Below are 21819 nucleotides of genomic sequence, written 5' to 3'. Positions count from 1 at the left end.
TCCTCGGACAGGCCGAGGCCGCAGGCCAGCCCGGCCATCACCGCGCCGACCGGCCGGTCCTCGACCCGGGCCGCCTCGTCCTCGTAGAGGTGCTCGACCTGCTCCGCGAGCTCGTCGGACAGGGCCTCGGCGCGGTCGAGATCCTCGACCTCGTCCCAGATCATGCACTTCAGGACGTGCTCGACCTCGTCGCGGTGGCGGTCGCGGCGGGCCGGGCGGTCGGCCTCGCGCTCGGCGGTGCGGGCGCGGTCCTCGGCGCAGAGGTCGCGGGCGGCGCGGGCGCGCTGGGCCAGGGTCTGGCGCACCAGATGGGCGTAGCGGGCGAAGTCCAGGCCGGGGTCCTGGCCGGCCGACGCCGGAGATTCCGCCGGGGCCGGCGCTTCGGCTGGAGCTTCAGCAGCCCGGGCCTGAGCGGCGAGGGCGCGGGCGCCGGCGCCTTCGGCCAGCCGCATGCCGATCTCGGCGAGACGCGAGAGCATCTCGACCTGCTGCAGCGCGAGGCCGCGGCAATACGCCTGGATGTCGAGATCGGATGGCGCCTCTGTCATGGAACATATCATGAACGAGGCGCCTGGAGTTAAGCAATGAACATTGCGTTAACTCGACCGGCCCGACGCCGGCGCGGGCGGCGGCAGCTGGATCGCCATGGCGCCGCGCCCTTCGCGATGACGGAGGGACCGTGAGCAGAGGCTTGCGGCGGTCGCCACGCTCCGCCCTACTGACGGAAACCGGTGGGGAGGACGGCATGCAGCCGGCGATCGAGGCGGCGACCATGGAGGCGATCATCCGCGAGGGCGTGCCGCTGATCGGCGCCTTTGGTGTGACGGTCACGGCGCTGGGCGCCGGCACGGCGACGCTGCTGATGCCCTGCCGCGAGGATTTCGTCCGGCCTGGCGGCACCATCACTGGCCCGGCCCTGTTCGGCCTGGCCGATGTCGCGCTCTACGCCGCGGTGCTCAGCCGGATCGGCCGGGTCGAGCTGGCGGTCACCACCTCGATGGCGATCAACTTCCTGCGCCGCCCGGCCCTGGTGCCGGTGATCGCCGAGGCGCGCCTGCTCAAGCTCGGCAAGCGCCTGGCCTATGGCGAGGTGCTGCTGTTCTCCGAGGGCGAGGACGAACCGGTGGCCCACGCCACCGGCACCTATTCGATCCCGCCGCGCCCCTAACCCTCAGCCGGGTTATGGCAGATCGGCCACAATGTGGACCCGAGGATTGCCATGTTCCGCTCGTCTTGTAGGCCCCTTTCGTTGGGGGCATTCGAGACAAGCATGTTGGGCGAGGCGGTATTTGGCGCTGTCGAGCGGATCTATGACGCGGCCCTGCGGCCGGATGGATGGAAGGACGGGCTTGAAGCCGTGCGCGGCCTGGTCGGGGCCGACCACGTGGTGCTCCTGACCCAGGAGACGGGGCGGCGGGCCAATGGAATCGGCGTCGGCGTCGACCGCGGCCCCCTGGACCGCCTGGCCGATGCGGCCGGCAGCGGCGGCATGGCGGATGCGTGGTTTCGCGCCATTCCCGCCGGACGGGCGGTAGCGTCGTCCAGCATCGTGGCCGATGCCGATTTCCTGCGGTCCGAGATGTACAACGAGATCGTCCGGCCGATGAACGGCTTCCGCGCCGGCGTCTTCGCCTGGCACGGCCGGATGCGGTCGCGATACGTGGCCGTCTGCCGGCCGCCCGGGATCAAGGACTTCGCACCGGCGGAGCTGAAGGCGCTGCAGCTCGTGATGCCGCATTTCGCGGCGGCACAGCGCCTGCGGCGGAGGCTGGCCGCCAGCGAGTTGCTGGTGGCCGAGAGCCGATCGGTGCTGGAGGCGCTGGACGGCGGCGTCATCCTGGTCGATTCCGACTGTCGGCCGCATTTCGTCAACGGGCGGGCGGCGGAGATCGCCCGGCGGCATCGCGGCCTGCGCCTGTCCTCGTCCGGGGTGGCGGCGGCGCTGCCGGCCGAAACCAACTTCCTGCGCCAGGTGGTGGCGGCGATGTCCGCGATCGTGGCGCGGCCGGTCGACACCGTTTTGTCTCGCTCCGCCGCTGCCGCCTCGGCCCGGCTGTGCCTGTCGGATCCGGACGGCGGCGCGCCCCTGGTGCTGACGGTCGCGCCGGTGACCGCGATCGATCCGGTGGACGGGCGGTGCGGTCCGGCGCGGGCGGCGATCTTCGTCGCGGCGCCGGATTCGCCCCGGTCGATCGACGAGCGCGCGCTGATCGCCGCCTACGGGCTGACGCCGCGGGAGGCGGAGGTGGCGGCGCGGCTCGCCTCCGGCGCGACGGTCGGCGGCCTGGCGGAGGAGTGGGGCATCGGCGTCAACACCATCCGCGGCTATCTCAAGGCCGTCTTCGAGAAGACCGGCACCCACCGCCAGGCCGATCTGGTCCGGCTGGTGATGCAGGGCTTTGCCGCGGCGTAAATATCGGTATGGTGCCGAACGCCAGCGATCCTGCGGCCTGCGGCGAAGGTATTAAAATACCGCTCCGCTAAGTCGCTGTCGTTTCGCCGCTTTTTTCCGTTGACGCGGGCAGGTTTGGCGCGTAGACAGCCGCGTCTCGCCGGGACCCCTGCCTAAGGGGCGCCCGGCGGCATCCGTTCCCGACCCTCGATCAAGGGCCCGTCATGAAGACATATTCCGCCAAGCCCGCCGAGGTGGAGAAGAAGTGGATCGTGGTCGACGCCGACGGCGTCGTTCTCGGTCGGCTCGCCAGCATCATCGCGATGCGCCTTCGCGGCAAGCACAAGACCACCTTCACCCCTCACGTCGACACCGGCGACAACGTGATCGTCGTCAATGCCGAGAAGGTCCGTCTGACCGGCAACAAGCGCCAGGACGACGTCTTCTACTGGCACACCGGCTATCCGGGCGGCATCAAGGGCCGGTCGAAGGGCGCGATCCTCGACGGCGCCCATCCGGAGCGCGTGATCGAGAAGGCGGTGGAGCGCATGATCACCCGCGGGCCCCTGGGCCGCAAGGTCATGGGCAACCTCAAGGTCTATGCGGGTCCGTCGCATCCGCACGAGGCGCAGCAGCCCGAGGTGCTGGACGTCGCTGCCATGAATCCGAAGAACAAGAGGTAAGGCCGTGGCCGATCTGCAGTCCCTCTCCGATCTGAAGCCGACCCTCGAAGGCGCCGTGGCAGAGGCCGCGCCGGTCGAGCCGAAGCGCGACGCCCAGGGCCGCTCCTACGGCACCGGCCGCCGCAAGGACGCCGTCGCCCGCGTCTGGATCAAGCCCGGCACGGGCAAGGTCACCGTCAACGGCCGTGACCAGGAGGTCTATTTCGCCCGCCCGGTGCTGCGCATGCTGCTGCAGCAGCCGTTCCTGGTGTGCGACCGGTCGAACCAGTTCGACGTCGTCTGCACCGTCACCGGCGGCGGCCTGTCCGGCCAGGCCGGCGCGGTCCGGCACGGCCTCAGCCGCGCCCTGGTGGCCTACGAGCCCGGCCTGCGCGCCGCGCTCAAGGCCCACGGCTTCCTCACCCGCGACCCGCGCGTGGTCGAGCGCAAGAAGTACGGCAAGGCCGGCGCCCGCCGGAGCTTCCAGTTCTCCAAGCGCTGATCCGCACTTCGGATCCTGTGTTGTTCGGCAAGGGGCGCCTTCGGGCGCCCCTTCTCCGTTCCAGGGGGCGTCGTTCCGGAGGACGCCGGCGAGGCGTGGGCGTGGTCGCGACCAGGGTGGGGGTCACCGCGGCCGGGGCCGCCGGGGCGTGCGCGGCCAGAGCCGGCGTCGCCACGGTCGGGACGATCGCCGGCCGGGTCGGCTCGATGGCGGTGACGCCGGCGAAGCGGCGGCCGTAGTCGCTGATGCGCACGCCGTTGTCGTCGGCCGGGTCGTAGACCCCGCCCGTGGCGAGGAAGCGCTCGGTCCCGTCCGGCCCGCCGAGATGCATCATGGCGCGCAGCCCGTCCCAGGTGATCGGCACCCCGGCGATATAGCCGCCGATGCGCCGGTCCAGGCCGCGCTGCGCGATCTCCCGGTCGAGATGGTCGAGATGCAGGCGAAAGGCCGCGATCTGCGCCGCCGGCGTGTCCAGGAAGTCGCCGATCGACCTGACCTCGGGATAGCCGGGGATGTGGAAGGTGCCGCGCCAGCGGTTGCGCGTGTCCTCCGGCGTCAGCGGCTCGCCCGGGTCGTAGATCCCGGCGATCGCCGCCGCCGCTTCGCCGAGCTGGAACAGACCGGCATAGCCGCCCTTGTTCATCTGCAAGGGATCGCGGCTGCTCTCGGCCGCCGCCAGCAGGTCGGCGAAGGCCTCGTCGCTCGAATGCGGGATGTCCGCCGGGACGTCGGGGGCGGGCTGGATGGCGGGGCCGAGCGGCGGGAAGGAGACAGCCAGATCCGGCGCCGAGGGATGGTTCGCCGGCGCGGCCGTCATCAGCAGGCTGCCGGCGACGATGGCCAGCACGGCGTTGCGTCGCGATGAGGACATCCGATCGCCGCTCTGGTGAATCCGCGGCCCGCACTGTGCCGGCCGAAGCCAAGCGAGGCAAGCATACTTTCTCAGGTGAGGCAGCGTGACTCAGCCCCGGCCGACCGGACTCACCACCTTGACGAAGCGCGCCGGGCCGTCCTCCGTCCGGTAGGCGTAGGGCCGGTCGCTGGCCAGGCGCAGCGCGTGGCCGGCCGGGGCGGCGAGGGCGGAGCCGTCCATCTCCAGCACCAGCGTCCCCTCCAGAACGAGGATCAGCTCGACCGTCCCGGCCGGATCCGGGGCGGCGTCGTAGCGCGCGCCGGCCGCCAACGCCCAGTCCCACAGCTCGGACCGGCCGCCGGAGGCGAGGAGGCGGGCGCTGCCGACCGGGGACTGCCACACCGTGGCGAAGTCATCGGGCGGGATGACCCGCGCCGGCGCGGCCGCTTCGCCGCCCACCAGATCGCCGAAGCCGATGCCGAGCGCCGCCGCGATCTCCGCCAGCGTGGCGATGCTCGGGTTGGTCTCGGCCTTCTCGATCAGGGCCAGCATGCGGGGCGACACGCCGCTGCGCTCGGCCAGCGCCGCCTGGGTCAGGCCGCGGGCCTGGCGCTCCTGCCGCAGCCGCCGGGCGATCCGCTGCAGCACTTCCTGCGACGATGTCATCGGCCGCCACTCGCATCTTGTTGCACATAGAGATGTAATATATTGCATGTCGGATGGCGACGGATTTTGAGGCAGCGGCGATGACCTTCCAGCCCTTCGAGCTCGAGCAGTGGCAGTCGGAGTGGGAGCACACGGTCGAGTACAACCTGGCCGACAGTTCGGTGCGCTGCGCCGCGGTGCGCGAGGTGCTGGGGCCGGAGGCGGTCGACCGGCTGCTCGACCAGGTGCTGTTCTATCCGCAGGTGAACGGCACCGACGCGCTGCGGGCGCGGATCGCCGGGCTCTATGACGGTGCCGCGGCCGACCAGGTGCTGGTCACCGCCGGCGCGTCGGAGGCGAACCAGATCCTGTGCCAGACGCTGCTGTCGCCGGGCGACGAGGTGGTGGTGATGGAGCCGGGCTACCGCCAGGTCTGGGGCATCGCCCGCAATCTCGGCTGCACGGTGAGGAGCTTCCCGCTGCGGCCGGAGGAGGGGTGGCGGCCGGACCTCGACGCCCTGGAGGCCGCGGTCGGGCCGCGCACCCGGATGATCGCCATCGTCAACCCGAACAACCCGACCGGCAGCATCCTGACGGCGGAGGAGGCGGCGCGGATCACCGCCATCGCCGCGAAGGCCGGCGCCTGGCTGCATGTCGACGAGGTCTATCGCGGCACCGAGCGGCTGACCGACATGGAGACGCCGAGCTTCTGGGGCGGGTACGAGCGCACGGTGGTGGTCGGCAGCCTGTCCAAGGCCTATGGCCTCGCCGGGCTGCGCGTCGGCTGGCTGCTGGGCCCGAAGGATCTGGTCGAGGCGGCGTGGCGCCGGCACGAATATGTCGTCATCGCCACCGCCGGCCCGTCGATGCTGCTGGCCGAGCTGGCGCTGGAACCGGCGACCCGCGCCCGGCTGGTGGCCCGGCAGAGGGAGCTGTCGCGCCGCGGCTGGGAGGGGCTGGAGCGCTGGATCGGCGCGAACGCCGACTTGGTCTCGGCAGTGCCGCCCGCGGCCACCGCGCTGGGCTTCGTCCGGGTGCATCTGGACCTGTCCTCGGTCGCAGTGGCCGACGCCATCCGCCGCCGATCCTCGGTGCTGGTGGCGCCGGGCCTGTATCTCGGCGCCGAGCATCATCTGCGCATCACCCATGGCTATGAGCATGCGCCGGCCGCGCTGGACCGCATTGCCGCCGTGCTGCGCGAGCTGAAAATGGGGCGTGGCTGAGGGCGGAGGCCGCGCCCGTTTGCCTCTCCTCGGAGATCTTTTCACAGTTCCCGACCGCCGTCATTGCGAGCGCAGCGAAGCAATCCAGGGGCCGTTTGATGTGGCCCCTGGATTGCTTCGTCGGCTTCGCCTCCTCGCAATGACGGCAAGGAAAGGGCAAGGTCGGGCGCTCGCCGTTCAACCATCCTCCCGCAAATATCGGCCATGACCGCGTTGCCGGTTCGGCCTCGGCCCCGGATGTGTTAAGTCATCCCCGACTGATCCTGATTGAGGGCAAGGCGATGCCGGCGACGGTGTTCATCGATGGCGAGGCTGGGACGACGGGGCTGCAGATCCGCGACCGTCTGGCCGGCCGCGCCGATGTCGAGATCGTCAGCCTGGCCGATGCCGAGCGCAAGGACCCGGCGGCCCGCCGCCGGATGCTGAACACGGTCGACGCCGCGATCCTGTGCCTGCCCGACGACGCCGCGCGCGAGGCGGTGGCGATGATCGAGAACCCGGATGTCCGGGTGATCGACGCCTCGACCGCGCATCGCACCGCGGAAGGCTGGACCTACGGCTTCCCCGAGCTGGCGCCGGGCCAGGCCGAGGCGGTGGCGGCGTCCAAGCGCATCTCCAACCCAGGCTGCTACCCGACCGGCGGCATCGCCCTGCTGCGGCCGCTGGTCGACCGCGGCCTGGTGCCGGCGGATCATCCCGTCACCGTCAACGCGGTCAGCGGCTACACCGGCGGCGGCAAGAGCCTGATCGCCCGATACGAGACCGAGCAGAAGGGCGCCCCCTTCTATCTCTATGGCCTCAAGCTGGCGCACAAGCACGTGCCGGAGCTGCAGCGCTGGTCCGGCCTGGCGCGGCCGCCGATCTTCGTGCCCTCGGTCGGGCGCTTCGCCCAGGGCATGCTGGTGTCGCTGCCGCTGCCGCTGTGGTCGCTGCCGAAGCGGCCCTCGGCCGCCGACCTGCACGTGGCGCTGGCCGAGCACTATCAGGGCCAGCCCTTCGTCACCGTCGCGCCGCTGGCCGACGCCGAGGCGATGCCGGAACTGGAGCCCGAGGCGCTGAACGGCACCAACCAGCTGCGGCTGTTCGTCTTCGCCAACGCCAAGGCGGAGCAGGCGCTGCTGGTCGCCCAGCTCGACAACCTCGGCAAGGGGGCGTCGGGCGCGGCGGTGCAGAACCTGAACCTGGCGCTGGGGCTGGAGCCCACCGCGGGGCTGCTGCCGGCCCGGCCGGCGGCGGCGTGATCCCATGCCCCAAGGCGCGGTGATCCTGCCCTATCGCGACAAGCAGCCGCGGATCGCGCCCGACGCCTTCATCGCGCCCGGCGCGGTGGTGATCGGCGATGTCGAGATCGGTCCGGGCACCAGCGTCTGGTTCGGCTGCGTCATCCGCGGCGACATGCAGCCGATCCGCATCGGCGCCCGCAGCAACATCCAGGACGGCACCGTGATCCATGTCGCCGCGGCGGATGGCCCGACCCATATCGGCGACGACGTCACCATCGGCCATATGGCGCTGATCCACGCCTGCACGCTGGAGAACCGCAGCTTCGTCGGCATGAAGGCCTGCGTCATGGACCGGGCGGTGGTGGAGAGCCGCGCGATGGTCGCGGCCGGGGCGCTGCTGACCCCCGGCAAGCGGGTGCCGGCCGGGCAGCTCTGGGCCGGCAGCCCGGCCCGCTTCGTGCGCGCCCTCACCGACGAGGAGCACGAGCACCATTGCAAGCTGGCCGAAGGCTACGTCGCCCTCGGCGTCGAATACCGCGCCAATGTGGTGCTGGACGCCGGGACGGCGCTCTAATCCTCCAGCGCCGCCAGGCTGGCCTTGTAGGCCAGCACGCGCTGCCGCAGCTTGCGGGGGCGGGGCATCATCCAGCGCTTGTGCAGCCACAGCCACTGCTCGGGGCGGCCGCGGACCCAGCCCTCGACCACGCCGTTGAGGGCGATCGTCGCCGCCTCGATATCGGCCTTGCGGTCGCCGGTGCGCGGCAGCGCCAGCGGCGGCTCGAACACCGCGCGGTAGCGGGCGCCGGCCAGCCGCTCGATCCGGACCGGGATGACGGCGCAGCCCAGGTGATAGGCCATGGCGACGGCGCCGGGCGAGGTCATGGCGTCATGCCCCATGAACGGCACCTTCAGCCCGCCATTGTAGCGCTGGTCGACCATCATCCCGAGCACGCCGCCGGCGCGCAGCACCGACAGGGCGCGCTTGGCGTCCGACCCCTCCATCCGCTTCTCCAGCAGGATGGTGCCGACCGAGCTGCGGATGCGGTGCAAGAGCCAGCCGACCAGCGGGTTCTTCGGCGGCCGGGCGATGGCGGTGAAGGGCACGCCGTGGTTGGCGGCGACCGCGGCCCCGACCTCCCAGTTGCCGAAATGGCCGATTGCCATCACCACCCCGCGGCCGCCCTCGCGGGCGGCCAGGAAATGCTCGATGCCTTCGACCTGGACGCGGCGGGGGCGCCGGGCCTCGCTGCGGCGCAGCCGGCCGAGATGCGGGAATTCCGCGATGACCCGGCCGAGATTGTCCCACATGCCGCGGATGACGCGTTCGCGACCCGCGGCCGACAGTTCCGGCATCACCAGCCGCAGATTGGCATCGGCCCGGCGCGAGGCGCCGAGGCGCGGGCCGAGGGTGCGGCCGACCCAGCCGCCGAGGCCGGAGGCGGCGTCGAGCGGCAGCAGCCGCATCAGCCCGTAGAGCGCGTAGAGGGGCACCGCCTGCGCGGCTGCGGCGACATGGTGGCGGCCACGGCGGCGCCACTGTTTCCGGAGACGCGCGACGCGCGCGGACCAGACCGGCCGGGCCGGTTCAGGGGAAACATCTGTACGGGAAATGGGATGCCTCGGTTCTGCTGGGACCCGGTTCTCGAGCGGTCCGCGGCGGCGTTCGTTGGAGCCTACTCGTGACACGAACGTCTGTCCGGCGCCAGATGTTTCGCGTTTCCGCATATTTCTTCACAAATGGCATCGTCGCCTTGCGCCGGACCGGCGAAGCGCCATATGACGGCGGCCCAGCCCGAAAGGAGAGGCCAATGAAGAAGCCCGTGCTCAAGGCCGGGCCGAAGCGGCGCGATCCGCATGCCCTGATCGCCCGCCGGCTCGGCCACAAGATCGTCCCGTCCGGCAAGGTCTACAGCCGCAAGGACAAGCACCGAAGCCCCCGCCATCCGGACGGGGGCTTCGCCGTTTCCGGGGTGACGCGGGACACAAGCAGCGTGGGACGGGCAGGTTAGGCTATCCTGATCCAGAGCAATGGAGGATCAGGCCATGGGCCTGCGCGACAGCCGCGACGTTCCGGTCTCGACCGCCAGCCGCGCGGCGCTGGACCGGTATGAGGCAGCCCTCGACCGGCTGCACAGCTATTTCCGCGACCCGCTGGCGGAGATCGAGGCGGCGCTGGCCGAGGATCCGGGCTTCGTCATGGGCCATTGCCTGCGCGGCACGTTGATGGCGCTGGCGACCGAGAAGGCGGCCGAGGCGCCGCTGCGCGAGAGCGTCGAGGCGGCAGAGGCGCTGGCGGCCGGCGCCAATGAGCGCGAGCGCGGCCACATCGTGGCGCTGCGGGCGTGGCTGGACGGCGACTTCGCCGGCGCGGTCGACGCCTGGGGACGGGTGGCGGAGGCCTGGCCGCGGGACGGGCTGGCGCTGCAGGCGGCCCATCTCGGCGACTTCTATCTCGGCCACACCCAGCTGCTGCGCGACCGCATCGCACGGGCGCTGCCGGGCTGGGACGAGGCGGTGCCGGGCTACGGCTACGTGCTCGGCATGCACGCCTTCGGCCTCGAGGAGACCGGCGACTACCGCGCCGCCGAGGCCGCCGGCCGCCGCGCCGTGGCGCTGCAGCCGCGTGACCCCTGGGCGATCCACGCCGTCGCCCATGTCATGGAGATGCAGGGACGGCTGCCGGAGGGCATCGGCTGGCTGACCGGCCGCACCGGCGACTGGGCGCCGGACAACATGTTCGCCTTCCACAACTGGTGGCATCTCGCCCTCTACCATCTCGACCTCGGCGAGACCGGCACGGTGCTGCGGCTCTATGACGAGGCGATCCGGCCGCAGCCCTCGGCCCTGGCGCTGGAGACGCTGGACGCCACGGCGCTGCTGTGGCGGCTGCATCTGCGCGGCGTGGATGTCGGGGAGGGGGGCGGCGCCCGCTGGGCCGAGCTGGCCGAGACCTGGGCGCCGATGGCCGAGGACGGCTACTACGCCTTCAACGACATGCACGCGATGATGGCCTTCGTCGCCACCGGCCGCGACGCCGATGCCGACCGGCTGCTGGCGGCCCAGGCCCGGCGCGCCGCGGCGGGCGGCACCAACGCGGCGATGACGGCCGAGGTCGGGCTGCCGGTGTGCCGCGCGCTGCGCGCCTTCGGCGCCGGCGACTACGGGGCGGCGGTCGAGCTGTTGGCGCCGGTGCGGGCGGTGGCGCATCGCTTCGGCGGCAGCCATGCCCAGCGCGACGTGCTGAGCCTGACCCTGATCGAGGCGGCGCTGCGCGGCGGCCAAGCCGACCTGGCCCGCGCCCTGGCGGCGGAACGCACCGACGCCAAGCCCGGCAGCCCCTTCAACTGGCGCTTAACCGCCCGGGCTCTGCGCCTGGCCGGCGACGAGGCGGGGGCGACCGCCGCCGAAGCCCGAGCGAACATCTGAGGACGTGATGTGTTGCCTCTCCCGTTTACGGGAGAGGTCGGAGACGCGAAGCGGCTCCGGGTGAGGGGATTTCGTCGAGGCCTGGGCCAGCCCTCACCCGGTCTCGCTGCGCGAGCCCGACCTCTCCCGCCAGGCGGGAGAGGCAACGCGAATGGATTGGCCTGTCCTTGAGGCTTGAGGATCATTCCTCCCGGAACGGCTTCAGCCGCAGCTTGGTCTGGTGCTGCGGGGCGGCGGTGCCGTCCGGGGCGAGGCCGCGATAGTAGCCCTTCTGCCACTTCGCCTCATTGGCCTCGGTGCCGGGCACGGCGAGGTCGGCCAGGAAATCGGCGCGGCCCCGGTGGAAGGCCCAGTAGCGCGCCTCCAGCTCCGGATCTCCGGACAGGGGCCGGAACTCCGGCTCCACCGCCTCCACCGCGTCGCGCGCCAGGGGGAAGAACAGGCAGAAGGGCTCGCCGGCCGCGAACTCGACCAGGTGGTTCGGCCGGGTAAAGCGCCAGTTCATGGTGAAGCCGTAGGGCGACCAGTCTGTCTCGACCACGCCGGTCAGGGGCGCGATGCCGTCCTTCGGCGCGTTGGTCGGGCCGGAGACCCAGAGGTTCACGCCCGGCTCGGTGCGCAGCAGCAGCGGCACGTGGAAGGTCAGGATGCCGGACCCGAAATGCCCCAGCGCCGGCGCCGGGCCGTCGCCTTCGGCCTCGACCCGCACCGCATCCGGCGCCGTGCCGCCGTCCCACCAGGCCCGGATCGGGCTCGGGCACAGGATCTCCCAGCCATGGGCGTTGGCGATGTTCAGCGGCAGGCAGCGGTAGGCGAAGCCCTCCGGCGTCGCCGACATCCAGTCGCGCGTGGCCGGGGCCGGCCGTATCTCGGGGCGCGCCCCGCCGATGGTGTAGGCGATCAGCTTCATGGCCCGATCCTAGCGGCGGCGGCCGGCCGGGACGACCCTGTTGGTGGCGGCGCATTTGTCCGACTAAGATCCTCGCCGACTCAAGACCGGGAGGAATCATGCGTCTGCTCGCCGCCGCTCTGCTGCTCGTCCTGCCTGCCGCCGCCGCCAGCGCGGCGGATCGCACCGACACGCTCGACGCCGTGGCCAAGGCCGGGGTGCTGAAGGTCTGCACCACGGGCGACTACAAGCCCTTCACCTATCTCGACCCGGCCAAGGGCGAGTATGAGGGCATCGACATCGACATGGCCCGCGACCTCGCGGCCGCGCTCGGCGTGAAGGTGGAGTTCGTCAAGACCAGCTGGAAGACGCTGATGGCGGATTTCACCAGCGGCGTCTGCGACATGGCCATGGGCGGCATCAGCGTCACGCTGCAGCGCCAGAAGCAGGCCTTCTTCAGCATTCCGATCGATGTCGACGGCAAGACGCCGATCACCAAATGCGAGAATGTGGAGAAGTTCCAGACGGTGGAGCAGATCGACCAGCCCGGCGTCACGGTGATCGAGCCGCCGGGGGGCACCAACGAGGCCTTCGTGCGCGAGCGGATCAAGTCGGCGAAGGTCACCATCTTCCCGGACAACACCAAGATCTTCGACGAGATCCTGGCCGGCCGGGCGGACGTGATGATCACCGACGCCAGCGAGACCCGGCTGCAGCAGAAGCTGCGCCCGGGCCTGTGCGCCGTGCATCCCGACCAGCCCTTCACCTTCGCCGAGAAGGCCTATCTGCTGCCGCGCGGCGACGTGGTGTTCAAGGCCTTCGTCGACCAGTGGCTGCATCTGCGCCTGCATGACGGCAGCCACGCCAAGTTCAGCGCGGCGTGGATGGGGTAGAAGGGGAGAGGCGGCGGCGCGGGCCGCCGCGCCGGTCGGCCTATTGGCCGCGCAGCCGGGTCATGGTCTTGATCGGGCCGCGGGGATTGCCGGACATCTCGGCGATCTTGCGGTCCTGGGCCTCGATGAAGGCGCGCGCCGGGGCGTCGCCGTCCAGCCCGTCGGCCTCGGAGCGCGGGACCTTGCGGTTTGAGCTCAGCGTGCCGTCCTGGTAGACGATGTTGAACAGCACGAAGCCGCTGTCGTTGGATTGCTTCTTGTTGTTCCGGGCCATGGGGCTCTCCGGTGACGGTTCGGGTCAGGACGGCTCGGTCTCGTCGTCCTGCGGTGGCGCGTCGCCCTCCTGGGCGGCCTTGCGGCGCGCGGTTTCCTCCTCGCGCTTCTGCAGTTTCTCCTGCTTCTTCTGTTCCTTGAGGCGGTTGCGCTCGCTGCGCTGCTGATTGTAGTTCGGCTTGAACGGCATGACGGCCTCCGGTCTGGCGCGATGCGTCCGCATCGCCGGTCTGGGCCAAGAAAAGGAGCGCCCGACGGCTCGGGCGCTCCTGATCCGCTCCGCAATCGAAGGCTCAGACGGCCTTCAGATTCTCCGCCGAGGTCTTGCCGCGCTTCGGGTCGCGCTGCTCCTCATAGGAGATCTGCTGGCCTTCATTGAGGCCGCGCAGCCCGGCGCGTTCGACGGCGGAGATGTGGACGAAGACGTCCGGGCCGCCGTTCTCCGGCTGAATGAACCCGAAGCCTTTGGTGCTGTTGAACCATTTCACGGTGCCGATCGGCATCGCTTTTCCTCCAGTCGAGGGGTGGCGCCGCGCGGGAGTGCGCGACGCATCAAACGGGAAGGGGAAAGGCGAGGGATCCGCGGCCGCGAGGGCATAGCAGGCCGGCCGTCCGAACCAGAATGACCCCCTAAACATGGGGGACGGCGGGCGCGATGGCAAGTTCGACGGCAGAATCGCCCCGGACGCCCTGTGCCGGCATCCGGATCGCGCGTCACGGTGGAGGCCGGGATTCGGTCATTGCCAGCAGCGCCTCGGCCTGGTCCGGCACGCCCTCGGCCAGACGGGCGGCGGCGACGAAAGGCAGCCAGGCGAGGATCCGGTCCCGTCTCTCGCCCGAAGCCGCGGCATAGGCGTCGACATAGGCGGCGGCGAGGTCCGGCGCCACGGGCCGGATCAGCACATAGGAGCGGCAGACATCGGCCGCCGGGTCGCCGGCGCAGGCGTCCAGCCAGTCGACCACCACCTCCCGGCCCGGCGGCCCCAGGATGTTCCAGGGATGGAAATCGCCGTGGCACAGCCGGTCGCCTTCCGGCAGCGCGGCCAGGCGGTCCAGCAGCCGGCGCTTCAGGTTCTCATCCAGCGTCCCGGCCCGGCCGATATTCGCCGCCAGCCGGGCCTTCAGGCTGCCGAGATGCGTTCCCGGGTGACCGTGGATGTCCATCTGCAGCCGGACCATGCGCTGCAGACAGGCCGGCGCCTCTTCGGGCCGGCGCTCCATCGCGTCGGCGAAGGACGGCCCCTCGGCGCGGGTCATCGCGATTCCCCAGCGGCCATCGATCTGCCCGACAGCGCGGGCCGACGGCACGGGCAGCCCGAGAGACTCCACCTGCGCCAGCACCGCCGCCTCGCGGAACGCCGCCCGTTTCGGCGCGGTCGCCGTCGTCCGGTACAGCTTGACAGCCAGGGCGCCGGCGTCGAACACCTCGGCCTCCTTGCCCGATCCGAGCAGGCGTCCGATCGGCGGCAGATCCATGGCTACATCCGGCGCAGGGCGACGGCGTCGACCGAATGATCGGCCGATTTGTGCAGCACCAGCCGGGCGCGCTGCCGGGTGGGCAGGATGTTCTCGCGCAGATTCACCCCGTTGATCTCATCCCAAATCCCGCGGGCGACGCGGCGGGCCTCGGCCTCCGGCAGGTCGCGCTGGTGGTGGAAATAGGAGGAAGGCTGCTGGAACGCGGTGCGCTGCAGCAGGAGGCGGCGCTCGACGAACCAGCGGGCGATGTCCTCCTCCTCGGCGTCGACATAGACCGAGAAGTCGAAGAAGTCGGAGGTGACGACCGAGGCGCCGGCCGGGGCCTGCAGCACGTTCAGCCCCTCGAAGATCAGGATGTCCGGCTGCCGGATCACCTGCTTCCGCCCGGGCAGGATGTCGTAGGCGAGGTGGGAGTAGACCGGCGCCTCCACCTCCGGCCGGCCGGATTTCACGGCCGAGAGGAAGCCGATCATCCGGCGCAGGTCGTAGCTCTCGGGGAAGCCCTTGCGCCGCATCAGCCCGCGCTCCTCGAGCACCGATTTCGGCCAGAGGAAGCCGTCGGTGGTCACCAGCTCGACCCGCGGGTGGTCGGGCCAGCGCGACAGCAGCAGGCGCAGCAGCCGGGCGAAGGTGCTCTTGCCGACGGCGACGCTGCCGGCGATGCCGATGATGTAGGGCGGCGGCGGGCCGGGCCGGCCGAGGAAGGCGTCCTGCACCCCGTCCAGCGTGCGGGCGGCGGCGACGTGCAGGTTCAGGAGGCGCGACAGCGGCAGCAGGATGTCGGCGACCTCGGCCAGCGACACCGGCTCGTTGAGGCCGCGCAGCTCGGCCAGGTCGGCGTCGGACAGGGTCATCGGCGTCGACGCCCGCAGCGCCGCCCATTCGGCCCGGGTGAAGCGGTCATAGGCGGCGGGCCGCGCGAACAGGTCGGGCACGGGGCGGGCGGGGGAGGGAGACGGATCGGACATCGACGGCTCGCCGCAGGAGGGTGGTCCAGGGTCGGACGATCCGGGGGGCGGAGGCAAGGGCCGCCATCCCTCTTGCGCCGCGCCCCACCCCGCGGTACATCGGACCCTGCATCCAGAGCTGGGCTGACGCCCACGCCAACCTGCCTCCCCGGGCAAGGTGGTGGCCTCTCGCAAGAGGGGCGATGCGGCCGGACCGGCAACCAAACGGGTCGTCAAGCCGCGCGTCAGCCCTCCTCGCCACCGCGAAGGAGGGTTTTTCATGTCTGCATCCGCTTCCGCCGCCATCCCGCTCGCCGGCCCCGATGACACGATCGAGCGGCTCGACGAGCGCCCCTGTCCCGGCCGGCGCGATCCCGGCCGGCGCGAGATCCTCTACGCCGTGGTGCATCGCGGCGCCGGGCTGTGGACGCACCTGTACCGCGTGGTCCTCGCGACAGCCCCGGCGCGGCCGGAGATCCATCTCGACCAGGTCCTGGAAGGCGACCGCCTGGCCGAGCTGCGGCGGGACTATGCGCGGTTGGACGATCTGGCGGCGTGAGCCGCTCTTCGCGGTGACGATTGTGGGTGTCGAGGCTGCCCTACGTCGCCCGGACGTACCGTCCCGGGGCGTCCTCGATCGGGGTCAGCTTGCCGTCGCCCGGGCGGCGGGCCGGGACCTGGCCGCCGGCGTAACGCGACACCCACTTCTGCCATTCCGGCCACCAGGAGCCCTCGACCTGCCGCGCCCCCTTCAGCCAGGCCTCCGGGTTCTTCGGCGTGCGGGTGTTGACCCAATGGCAGTACTTCTTCGCCACCGGCGGGTTGACCACCCCGGCGATGTGGCCCGAGGCGCTGAGGCAGAACCGCACCGGCCCGCCGAACAGCTGGGTCGCGGCATAGGTCGAGGCCCAGGGCGCGATGTGGTCGTCGCGGGTCGACAGCATGAAGGTCGGGGTCTTGATCGTGGTCAGGTCGATCGGCACACCCGCCAGCGTGATCCCGCCCGGCCGCGCCAGCCGGTTCTCCTGATACATGTTGCGCAGATAGAAGCTGTGCATCGCGGCCGGCATCCGGGTCGCGTCGCTGTTCCAGTACAGGAGGTCGAAGGGGAAGGGGTCCTTGCCGAGAAGGTAGTTGTTGACGACGAAGGACCAGATCAGGTCGTTGGCGCGCAGGAGGTTGAAGGTCGTCGCCATGGCCGAGCCTTCGAGATAGCCCTTCTCGGCCATCCGGGCCTCGATCGTCCGCAGCTGCTCCTCGTCGACGAAGATGCCGAGCTCGCCCGGATCGGTGAAGTCGGTCAGCGTCGTCAGATAGGTCGCGCTCTTGACCCGGTCGTCTTCGCCCTTTGCCGCCATCCAGGCCAAGGTGCAGGCCAGGAGCGTGCCACCCAGGCAGTAGCCGATCGCGTTGACCTCGCGCTCGCCGGTCGCCTGCTCGATCGCGCCCAGCGCCGCCAGCGGTCCCTCCAGCATGTAGTCGGCGAAGCCCTTGCCCGCGAGCCGCGCATCCGGATTGACCCAGGAGACGACGAAGACGGTGTGGCCCTGCTCCACCGCCCAGCGGATCAGGCTGTTCTGCGGCTTCAGGTCGAGGATGTAGTACTTGTTGATCCAGGGCGGGATGATCAGCAGGGGCCGCCGCGCCACCGTCTCGGTCGCCGGCTCGTACTGGATCAGCTGCATCAGCTCGGTCTCGAACACCACCTTGCCCGGCGTCACGGCGATGTTGCGGCCGATCTCGAAGGCGCTGCGGTCGGTCATGCTGATGGCGAGCTGGCCCTGGCCGCGCTCCAGGTCGGCCAGCATGTTCTCAAGGCCGCGCACCAGGTTCTCGCCGCGCGATTCCAGCGTGCTGCGCAGCACCTCCGGATTGGTGGCGACGAAGTTGGACGGCGCCATCGCGTCGATGAACTGCCGCGTGTAGAAGTCGACCTTCTTCGCCGTCTTCGCGTCCAGCCCCTCGATCTGGCGCACCGACCCCTGCAGCCAGCGCGCGGTCAGGAGATAGGACTGCTTGATGAAGTCGAAGACGGCGACCTCGCTCCAGGCCGGGTCCTTGAAGCGCTTGTCGCTCTTCTCCGCCGTCACCACCGGCTCCGCCTCCTGGCCCAGAAGGCGCTGGGCGGTGCGGCTCCACAGCGTCGCATAGTCCTGCCACAGCGACATCTGGGCCTGCAGCAGCCGGGTCGGGTCGGCCATCAGCCGCGAGGTCATGGCCAGGAAGGCCGAGCCGATGTTGAGTGGGTCGATCTCCGGCGCGCCGCCGCGCTGCTTCTCCAGGAACGCCGTGACCAGCCGGGCGCTGCGCTCGGCGATCTCGACCATGCGGCGGGCCAGCTCGGCCGGGTCCGCCGGCGGCGCGGCCTCCGGCTCCGGCGTGCCGGGTTTCGTCCGATCGGATCCTGCGCGGGCGCGCTCAGTCATGGGCGGCTGTCCCTCTCTCGCCGCGGCGCCTGCCCCGGGGCGGGGTTCCTGGCGCAGAATGCCGCTTATCCGCCACTTTGCATGGGCATCCTCTTTCCAGTCCACCCTTTCAACGAAGTGTGCTAGGCACGTGCCCATGCGTCGCACCGGTTCCTTCCCGATCGCCCCCGCCCGCCCCGGCCTTCCGGCGCGTGGCGCCGTCACCGCCGCCGTCCTCGGCCTCGCCCTCGCAGGCTGCGGCGGCCGCATCTTCGACAGCACGCCCTATGCGGGCGACGTCCAGGCCTCCGTGCCCGCGGCCCAGACCGCCGAGGTCACGCCGCTCGGCCCGGCCGAGCCGGCGCCGGTGCCCAGCGTCGGCGGCCCCCTGGGCGCGCCGCAATCGGCCGACGCCCGGACCTACACGCTGCCGGCCCTGGCCCAGACCGACGCCGACCGCGCCGCGATGCAGCAGGCGCGGGCGCAGCAGCAGGCGGCGCAGCAGCAGCGTCGGGCGCAGATCGAGCAGCAGCGCCAGGCCGCCTTCCAGCGGCAGCAGCAGATGGCGCAGCAGCAGGCGGCGGCGCAGCAGGCGCAACAGCAGCAGCCGACCGGCACGGTGGCGCCGCTGTCCTTCGGCCAGCGCCGCGACACCCAGGCGCCCGCGGCGATGGAGGCGATGCCGCGCCCGGCCTCGCCGCAGAGCTACCCCAATCTCGGCAACGTGCCGGAGAAGCCGACCGACCTGCCGACGCCGGAGCAGCAGGCCGAGGTGCGCAGCCAGCTCGAGGCCGACCGCGCCGCCTCGGGCGCGCCCGGCGCGCTCAGCTTCGGCAGCCGGACGGCCGGCCAGCAGGCCGCGGCGCCGGCCCCGGCGGAGGAGTCGAAGCCGGCCTTCAGCTTCAACAACCGCCTCGCCGGCTCGGTCAAGTTCGAGGGCGGCAGCACGGCCCTGCCGGCCTCGGCCAACAGCACGATCGAGAACATCGCCAAGACGGCGCAGAGCCCGAAGCTGCGGGTGGTCGGCTACGGCGCCGGCGACGGCGCGGCCCAGGCCAAGGCGCGGGCCGAGGCGGTGGCCGCGGCGCTGCGCGCGGCCGGCGTCGACCCGGCCCGAATCGTCACCGGCGGCTCGGCCGACACCCGGCCGAACATCACCGACGGCCAAGCCGCCCGCGTCGAAATCTATCTCGCCAATTAAGGGTCTGTCCGAGGCCGATGAGCCGAACGCGGGTAACCCCTAAACTGTCATGCCCGGGCTTGACCCGGGCATCCAGAGAGCGTCGACACCCTCTGGATTGCCGGGTCAAGCCCGGCAATGACAAGATGGAGAAGGCTTCCTCGTTTGGAACATCGGTTCTCGGGCGGACCCTGAACCAATCACCGGACGCCCCGACGGGCGTCGGGGGGACATGTCGATGACCGACCAGGACTTTCACCGAATCAAGCGCCTGCCGCCCTATGTGTTCGCCGAGGTGAACGCGATGAAGGCGGCGGCGCGAGCTCGGGGAGAGGACATCATCGACCTCGGCATGGGCAACCCGGACGGGCCGCCGCCGCGGCACGTGATCGAGAAGCTGGCCGAGGCGGCGCAGAACCCGCGCAGCCACGGCTACTCGACCTCGCGCGGCATCCCGGGGCTGCGCCGGGCCCAGGCCGCCTACTACCAGCGCCGCTTCGGGGTCGAGCTCGACCCCGAGAGCGAGATCATCGTCACCATCGGGTCGAAGGAGGGGCTGGCCAACCTGGCCCAGGCGATCACCAGCCCCGGCGACATCATCTTGGTGCCGAACCCGAGCTACCCGATCCACATGTTCGGCTTCATCATCGCCGGCGCCGCCATCCGGTCGCTGCCGATCACGCCGGGCGCCAACTTCATGGATGTGCTGGAGCGGGCGGTGCGGCACAGCGTGCCGAAGCCGACGGCGCTGGTGCTGAACTACCCGTCGAACCCGACGGCCGAGGTGGTGGACCTCGACTTCTACCGGCCGATCGTCGAGTTCTGCCGCCAGCACGGCATCTGGATCCTGTCCGACCTGGCCTATGCCGAGATCTATTTCGACACGGCGCCGCCGCCCTCGATCCTGGCGATCCCCGAGGCGCGCGAGATCGCGGTCGAGTTCACCTCGCTGAGCAAGACCTACTCCATGGCCGGCTGGCGCATCGGCTTCGCCGCCGGCAACAAGCGCCTGATCGCGGCGCTGGCGCGGGTCAAGTCCTATGTCGACTACGGCGCCTTCACCCCGCTGCAGGTGGCGGCGACCGCGGCGATCAACGGGCCGCAGGAGTTCGTCGACGAGATGCGGGCGCGGTACCGGCTGCGCCGCGACACGCTGATCGAAGGGCTGCGCGCCGCCGGCTGGCCGGTGGAGAAGCCGGAGGCCAGCATGTTCGTCTGGGCGCAGATCCCAGAGGCCTACGCCCATATGGGCTCGCTCGCCTTCTCCAAGCTGCTGCTGGAGGAGGCCGGGGTGGCGGTGGCGCCGGGTGTCGGCTTCGGCGAATACGGCGACGGCCATGTCCGCATCGCGCTGGTCGAGAACCATCAGCGCATCCGCCAGGCCTGCAAGAACATCAAGGCCTTCCTCGGGCGGCGCCGCAACGATCCGCAGCCCGTCAGCCTGAAGGCCGTGTCGTGACACCTGTTCTGAAGATCGGAATCGCCGGCCTCGGCACCGTCGGCGGCGGCGTGCTGCGCCTGCTGCAGGCCCATGCCGACCTGCTGGCCCAGCGCGCCGGCCGGCGCATCGTCGTCGCCGCCGTCTCGGCCCGCGACCGGCACCGCGACCGCGGCGTGAAGCTGGACGGCGTGCGCTGGTACGACGATGCCGTCGCCATGGCCGCCAACCCCGAGATCGACGTGGTGGTCGAGCTGATCGGCGGCTCCGACGGCATCGCCAAGGCGGTGTGCGAGGCGGCGATCGCCCATGGCAAGCACGTCGTCACCGGCAACAAGGCGCTGCTGGCCATGCACGGACCGGCGCTGGCCGAGCGGGCCGAGGAGGCCGGCGTGGCGCTGGCCTTCGAGGCGGCGGTGGCCGGCGGCATCCCGGCGATCAAGGGGCTGCGGGAAGGGCTGGCCGGCAACCGCATCGACGGCGTGTTCGGCATCCTCAACGGCACCTGCAACTACATCCTGACGGAGATGCGGACGACCGGACGGGAGTTCGCCGAGGTGCTGGCCGAGGCGCAGAAGCTCGGCTATGCCGAGGCCGACCCCAGCTTCGACGTCGACGGCATCGACGCCGCGCACAAGCTGGCGGTATTGGCGGCGCTGGCCTTCAACGCCCGGGTCGACTTTGCCGACCTGCACATCGAGGGCATCCGCAAGGTCTCGGCGCTCGACATCGCCTATGCGCAGGAGCTGGGCTACCGCATCAAGCTGCTGGGCATCGCCCGCCGCACGCCGGAGGGGCTGTCGCTGCGCGTCCACCCCTGCATGGTGGCCGAGGCCTCGCCGATCGCGCATGTCGAGGGCGTGTTCAACGCCGTGGTGGCGCAGGGCGACTTCGTCGGCCAGGTGATGATGACCGGCCGCGGCGCCGGCGCCGGCCCGACCGCCTCGGCCGTGGTCGCCGACCTGGTCGATCTGGCCCGCGGCCTCAAGGTGCCGGTGCTCGGCGCCCCGGCCGCGCGGCTGGAGCGGGCCGCCACGGCGCCGATGGATCATCGCCGCGGTGCCTACTATCTTCGGCTGATGGTGGTCGACCGGCCGGGTGTGATCGCCGACGTGGCCGCGGCGATGCGCGACCAGCAGATCTCGGTCGAAAGCCTGCTGCAGCGCGGCCGGTCGCCCGGCGACGCGGTGCCCGTCGTGATCATCACCCACGAGACCGACGAGGCGGCGATGACCCGCCTCCTGGCCGCGCTCGACGCCTTGGACGCGGTTCTCGAGCCGCCCCATGTCATCCGCATCGAAGAGTTGTGATCATTCCCGGTACCGGCCGCCACCGAAAGCCGGTACACCCGTCGTTGAGAGGTAGCCGCCGCGTCGTCCCGCAGGGGCG

25 protein-coding genes and 1 riboswitch are annotated in these 21819 nt (G+C 71.2%); of the genes, 14 read left to right on the top strand and 11 right to left on the bottom strand.

The genetic code is table 11. The annotated features are described in order from the left end of the window. The coding region (locus G537_RS44450; RefSeq protein ID WP_034853902.1) for a hypothetical protein at nt 1-548 on the bottom strand (548 nt) is incomplete at its 3' end. Between the two features lie 197 nt (nt 549-745). Between G537_RS44450 and G537_RS0133605 the strand changes: the two genes are divergently transcribed. The 4 genes from G537_RS0133605 to rpsI all read left to right on the top strand — a co-directional run bounded on the left by G537_RS0133605 (nt 746) and on the right by rpsI (nt 3556). Next, entirely contained in the window at nt 746-1168 is a 423-nt protein-coding gene (locus G537_RS0133605) for a PaaI family thioesterase (protein ID WP_034853901.1), read from the top strand. A 102-nt stretch (nt 1169-1270) separates the two neighbouring features. Then, nucleotides 1271-2413 carry a helix-turn-helix transcriptional regulator gene (locus G537_RS0133600; protein ID WP_026873769.1) on the top strand — a complete coding sequence of 381 codons (1143 nt, stop codon included), beginning with the start codon at nt 1271-1273 and terminating at the stop codon, nt 2411-2413. Nucleotides 2414-2616: 203 nt separating this feature from the next. Further along, on the top strand, nt 2617-3075 hold the full coding sequence (gene rplM, locus G537_RS0133595; RefSeq protein ID WP_026873768.1) for a 50S ribosomal protein L13: 459 nt from the start codon (nt 2617-2619) through the stop codon (nt 3073-3075). A 4-nt stretch (nt 3076-3079) separates the two neighbouring features. Then, the gene (rpsI, locus tag G537_RS0133590) at nt 3080-3556 is read left to right on the top strand and encodes a 30S ribosomal protein S9 (RefSeq protein WP_026873767.1); all 477 of its coding nucleotides are present in this window, start codon (nt 3080-3082) and stop codon (nt 3554-3556) included. On the opposite strand, the gene G537_RS0133585 is transcribed toward rpsI, so the two are convergent. Both G537_RS0133585 and G537_RS0133580 read right to left on the bottom strand, forming a co-directional pair. Further along, nucleotides 3474-4427 (bottom strand): hypothetical protein, encoded by a 954-nt coding sequence (locus G537_RS0133585; RefSeq protein ID WP_155888900.1) that lies wholly within the window; start codon nt 4425-4427, stop codon nt 3474-3476. The two genes, rpsI and G537_RS0133585, sit on opposite strands and share 83 nt — an antisense overlap. Before the next feature lie 90 nt (nt 4428-4517). Continuing rightward, on the bottom strand, nt 4518-5075 hold the full coding sequence (locus G537_RS0133580; protein WP_026873765.1) for a helix-turn-helix domain-containing protein: 558 nt from the start codon (nt 5073-5075) through the stop codon (nt 4518-4520). Nucleotides 5076-5128: 53 nt separating this feature from the next. Here G537_RS0133580 and G537_RS0133575 point away from each other — a divergent pair, with 53 nt between their 5' ends. The 3 genes from G537_RS0133575 (at nt 5129) to G537_RS0133565 (ending at nt 8074) form a co-directional block, all read left to right on the top strand. Then, nucleotides 5129-6277 carry an aminotransferase class I/II-fold pyridoxal phosphate-dependent enzyme gene (locus tag G537_RS0133575; RefSeq protein ID WP_211230607.1) on the top strand — a complete coding sequence of 383 codons (1149 nt, stop codon included), beginning with the start codon at nt 5129-5131 and terminating at the stop codon, nt 6275-6277. Between the two features lie 281 nt (nt 6278-6558). After that, the gene (gene argC, locus G537_RS0133570) at nt 6559-7518 is read left to right on the top strand and encodes an N-acetyl-gamma-glutamyl-phosphate reductase (RefSeq protein ID WP_026873763.1); all 960 of its coding nucleotides are present in this window, start codon (nt 6559-6561) and stop codon (nt 7516-7518) included. Between the two features lie 4 nt (nt 7519-7522). Continuing rightward, nucleotides 7523-8074, top strand: a complete 552-nt coding sequence (locus tag G537_RS0133565; protein WP_026873762.1) for a gamma carbonic anhydrase family protein — start codon at nt 7523-7525, stop codon at nt 8072-8074. Here the strand turns inward: G537_RS0133565 and G537_RS41400 are convergent. After that, complete coding sequence (locus tag G537_RS41400) at nt 8071-8991, bottom strand: lysophospholipid acyltransferase family protein (protein ID WP_051249457.1); 921 nt, start codon at nt 8989-8991, stop codon at nt 8071-8073. The genes G537_RS0133565 and G537_RS41400 overlap by 4 nt on opposite strands. Nucleotides 8992-9308: 317 nt before the next feature. Between G537_RS41400 and G537_RS0133555 the strand changes: the two genes are divergently transcribed. Together G537_RS0133555 and G537_RS0133550 are read left to right on the top strand one after the other, a co-directional pair. Next, nucleotides 9309-9509: a hypothetical protein gene (locus G537_RS0133555; RefSeq protein ID WP_026873761.1), complete on the top strand. Its 201-nt coding sequence runs from the start codon at nt 9309-9311 to the stop codon at nt 9507-9509. Between the two features lie 34 nt (nt 9510-9543). After that, entirely contained in the window at nt 9544-10926 is a 1383-nt protein-coding gene (locus tag G537_RS0133550) for a tetratricopeptide repeat protein (RefSeq protein WP_026873760.1), read from the top strand. A gap of 181 nt (nt 10927-11107) precedes the next feature. Here G537_RS0133550 and G537_RS0133545 read toward each other — a convergent pair whose 3' ends face one another. Further along, nucleotides 11108-11836 (bottom strand): DUF6065 family protein, encoded by a 729-nt coding sequence (locus tag G537_RS0133545; RefSeq protein WP_026873759.1) that lies wholly within the window; start codon nt 11834-11836, stop codon nt 11108-11110. A gap of 98 nt (nt 11837-11934) precedes the next feature. On the opposite strand from G537_RS0133545, the gene G537_RS0133540 reads away from it, so the two are divergent. Then, the gene (locus tag G537_RS0133540) at nt 11935-12708 is read left to right on the top strand and encodes a transporter substrate-binding domain-containing protein (RefSeq protein WP_026873758.1); all 774 of its coding nucleotides are present in this window, start codon (nt 11935-11937) and stop codon (nt 12706-12708) included. A gap of 40 nt (nt 12709-12748) precedes the next feature. Here G537_RS0133540 and G537_RS0133535 read toward each other — a convergent pair whose 3' ends face one another. The 5 genes from G537_RS0133535 to coaA all read right to left on the bottom strand — a co-directional run bounded on the left by G537_RS0133535 (nt 12749) and on the right by coaA (nt 15428). Further along, nucleotides 12749-12982: a hypothetical protein gene (locus G537_RS0133535; protein WP_026873757.1), complete on the bottom strand. Its 234-nt coding sequence runs from the start codon at nt 12980-12982 to the stop codon at nt 12749-12751. A gap of 24 nt (nt 12983-13006) precedes the next feature. Continuing rightward, nucleotides 13007-13171, bottom strand: coding sequence for a hypothetical protein (locus G537_RS44575; RefSeq protein ID WP_169516748.1), 165 nt, complete (start codon nt 13169-13171; stop codon nt 13007-13009). Nucleotides 13172-13274: 103 nt separating this feature from the next. Continuing rightward, nucleotides 13275-13484: a cold-shock protein gene (locus G537_RS0133525; protein ID WP_026873756.1), complete on the bottom strand. Its 210-nt coding sequence runs from the start codon at nt 13482-13484 to the stop codon at nt 13275-13277. Between the two features lie 211 nt (nt 13485-13695). Continuing rightward, complete coding sequence (locus G537_RS0133520; RefSeq protein ID WP_026873755.1) at nt 13696-14457, bottom strand: phosphotransferase family protein; 762 nt, start codon at nt 14455-14457, stop codon at nt 13696-13698. Between the two features lie 2 nt (nt 14458-14459). After that, the gene (coaA, locus tag G537_RS0133515; protein WP_081689227.1) at nt 14460-15428 is read right to left on the bottom strand and encodes a type I pantothenate kinase; all 969 of its coding nucleotides are present in this window, start codon (nt 15426-15428) and stop codon (nt 14460-14462) included. Nucleotides 15429-15531: 103 nt separating this feature from the next. Next, nucleotides 15532-15642: riboswitch (SAM-I-IV-variant riboswitch) on the top strand. Nucleotides 15643-15687: 45 nt separating this feature from the next. On the opposite strand from coaA, the gene G537_RS0133510 reads away from it, so the two are divergent. Beyond that, entirely contained in the window at nt 15688-15966 is a 279-nt protein-coding gene (locus tag G537_RS0133510) for a hypothetical protein (RefSeq protein ID WP_026873753.1), read from the top strand. 40 nt (nt 15967-16006) lie between these two features. Here the strand turns inward: G537_RS0133510 and phaC are convergent, their stop codons facing one another. Continuing rightward, a complete protein-coding gene (phaC, locus tag G537_RS0133505) occupies nt 16007-17833 on the bottom strand; it encodes a class I poly(R)-hydroxyalkanoic acid synthase (RefSeq protein WP_026873752.1) in 1827 nt (608 codons plus the stop codon). A gap of 136 nt (nt 17834-17969) precedes the next feature. Here phaC and G537_RS0133500 point away from each other — a divergent pair, with 136 nt between their 5' ends. From G537_RS0133500 to G537_RS0133490, 3 genes are all read left to right on the top strand, one after another. Continuing rightward, the gene (locus G537_RS0133500) at nt 17970-19013 is read left to right on the top strand and encodes an OmpA family protein (protein ID WP_026873751.1); all 1044 of its coding nucleotides are present in this window, start codon (nt 17970-17972) and stop codon (nt 19011-19013) included. Nucleotides 19014-19230: 217 nt separating this feature from the next. Continuing rightward, the gene (locus tag G537_RS41395; protein ID WP_051249455.1) at nt 19231-20451 is read left to right on the top strand and encodes an LL-diaminopimelate aminotransferase; all 1221 of its coding nucleotides are present in this window, start codon (nt 19231-19233) and stop codon (nt 20449-20451) included. Continuing rightward, a complete protein-coding gene (locus G537_RS0133490) occupies nt 20448-21740 on the top strand; it encodes a homoserine dehydrogenase (protein ID WP_026873750.1) in 1293 nt (430 codons plus the stop codon). Before G537_RS41395 ends, G537_RS0133490 begins: the two co-directional genes overlap by 4 nt. Nucleotides 21741-21819 lie beyond the last annotated feature (79 nt).

Source organism: Inquilinus limosus DSM 16000, from assembly GCF_000423185.1.
GTDB lineage: Bacteria > Pseudomonadota > Alphaproteobacteria > DSM-16000 > Inquilinaceae > Inquilinus > Inquilinus limosus.
The sequence above is the reverse complement of the archived record's forward strand: the minus strand, read 5'-3'. Positions and strand labels throughout refer to the sequence as shown.

Bases quoted from the DNA above. Each gene is read 5' to 3' on its own strand.
- G537_RS0133605 (WP_034853901.1), top strand. From the start codon at position 746: ATGCAGCCGGCGATCGAGGCGGCGACCATGGAGGCGATCATCCGCGAG.
- G537_RS0133600 (WP_026873769.1), top strand. From the start codon at position 1,271: ATGTTGGGCGAGGCGGTATTTGGCGCTGTCGAGCGGATCTATGACGCG.
- rplM (WP_026873768.1), top strand. From the start codon at position 2,617: ATGAAGACATATTCCGCCAAGCCCGCCGAGGTGGAGAAGAAGTGGATC.
- G537_RS0133585 (WP_155888900.1), bottom strand. From the start codon at position 4,427: ATGTCCTCATCGCGACGCAACGCCGTGCTGGCCATCGTCGCCGGCAGC.
- G537_RS0133580 (WP_026873765.1), bottom strand. From the start codon at position 5,075: ATGACATCGTCGCAGGAAGTGCTGCAGCGGATCGCCCGGCGGCTGCGG.
- G537_RS0133575 (WP_211230607.1), top strand. From the start codon at position 5,129: ATGGCGACGGATTTTGAGGCAGCGGCGATGACCTTCCAGCCCTTCGAG.
- argC (WP_026873763.1), top strand. From the start codon at position 6,559: ATGCCGGCGACGGTGTTCATCGATGGCGAGGCTGGGACGACGGGGCTG.
- G537_RS0133565 (WP_026873762.1), top strand. From the start codon at position 7,523: ATGCCCCAAGGCGCGGTGATCCTGCCCTATCGCGACAAGCAGCCGCGG.
- G537_RS0133555 (WP_026873761.1), top strand. From the start codon at position 9,309: ATGAAGAAGCCCGTGCTCAAGGCCGGGCCGAAGCGGCGCGATCCGCAT.
- G537_RS0133550 (WP_026873760.1), top strand. From the start codon at position 9,544: ATGGGCCTGCGCGACAGCCGCGACGTTCCGGTCTCGACCGCCAGCCGC.
- G537_RS0133545 (WP_026873759.1), bottom strand. From the start codon at position 11,836: ATGAAGCTGATCGCCTACACCATCGGCGGGGCGCGCCCCGAGATACGG.
- G537_RS0133540 (WP_026873758.1), top strand. From the start codon at position 11,935: ATGCGTCTGCTCGCCGCCGCTCTGCTGCTCGTCCTGCCTGCCGCCGCC.
- G537_RS0133535 (WP_026873757.1), bottom strand. From the start codon at position 12,982: ATGGCCCGGAACAACAAGAAGCAATCCAACGACAGCGGCTTCGTGCTG.
- G537_RS44575 (WP_169516748.1), bottom strand. From the start codon at position 13,171: ATGCCGTTCAAGCCGAACTACAATCAGCAGCGCAGCGAGCGCAACCGC.
- G537_RS0133525 (WP_026873756.1), bottom strand. From the start codon at position 13,484: ATGCCGATCGGCACCGTGAAATGGTTCAACAGCACCAAAGGCTTCGGG.
- G537_RS0133520 (WP_026873755.1), bottom strand. From the start codon at position 14,457: ATGGATCTGCCGCCGATCGGACGCCTGCTCGGATCGGGCAAGGAGGCC.
- coaA (WP_081689227.1), bottom strand. From the start codon at position 15,428: ATGTCCGATCCGTCTCCCTCCCCCGCCCGCCCCGTGCCCGACCTGTTC.
- G537_RS0133510 (WP_026873753.1), top strand. From the start codon at position 15,688: ATGTCTGCATCCGCTTCCGCCGCCATCCCGCTCGCCGGCCCCGATGAC.
- phaC (WP_026873752.1), bottom strand. From the start codon at position 17,833: ATGACTGAGCGCGCCCGCGCAGGATCCGATCGGACGAAACCCGGCACG.
- G537_RS0133500 (WP_026873751.1), top strand. From the start codon at position 17,970: ATGCGTCGCACCGGTTCCTTCCCGATCGCCCCCGCCCGCCCCGGCCTT.
- G537_RS41395 (WP_051249455.1), top strand. From the start codon at position 19,231: ATGACCGACCAGGACTTTCACCGAATCAAGCGCCTGCCGCCCTATGTG.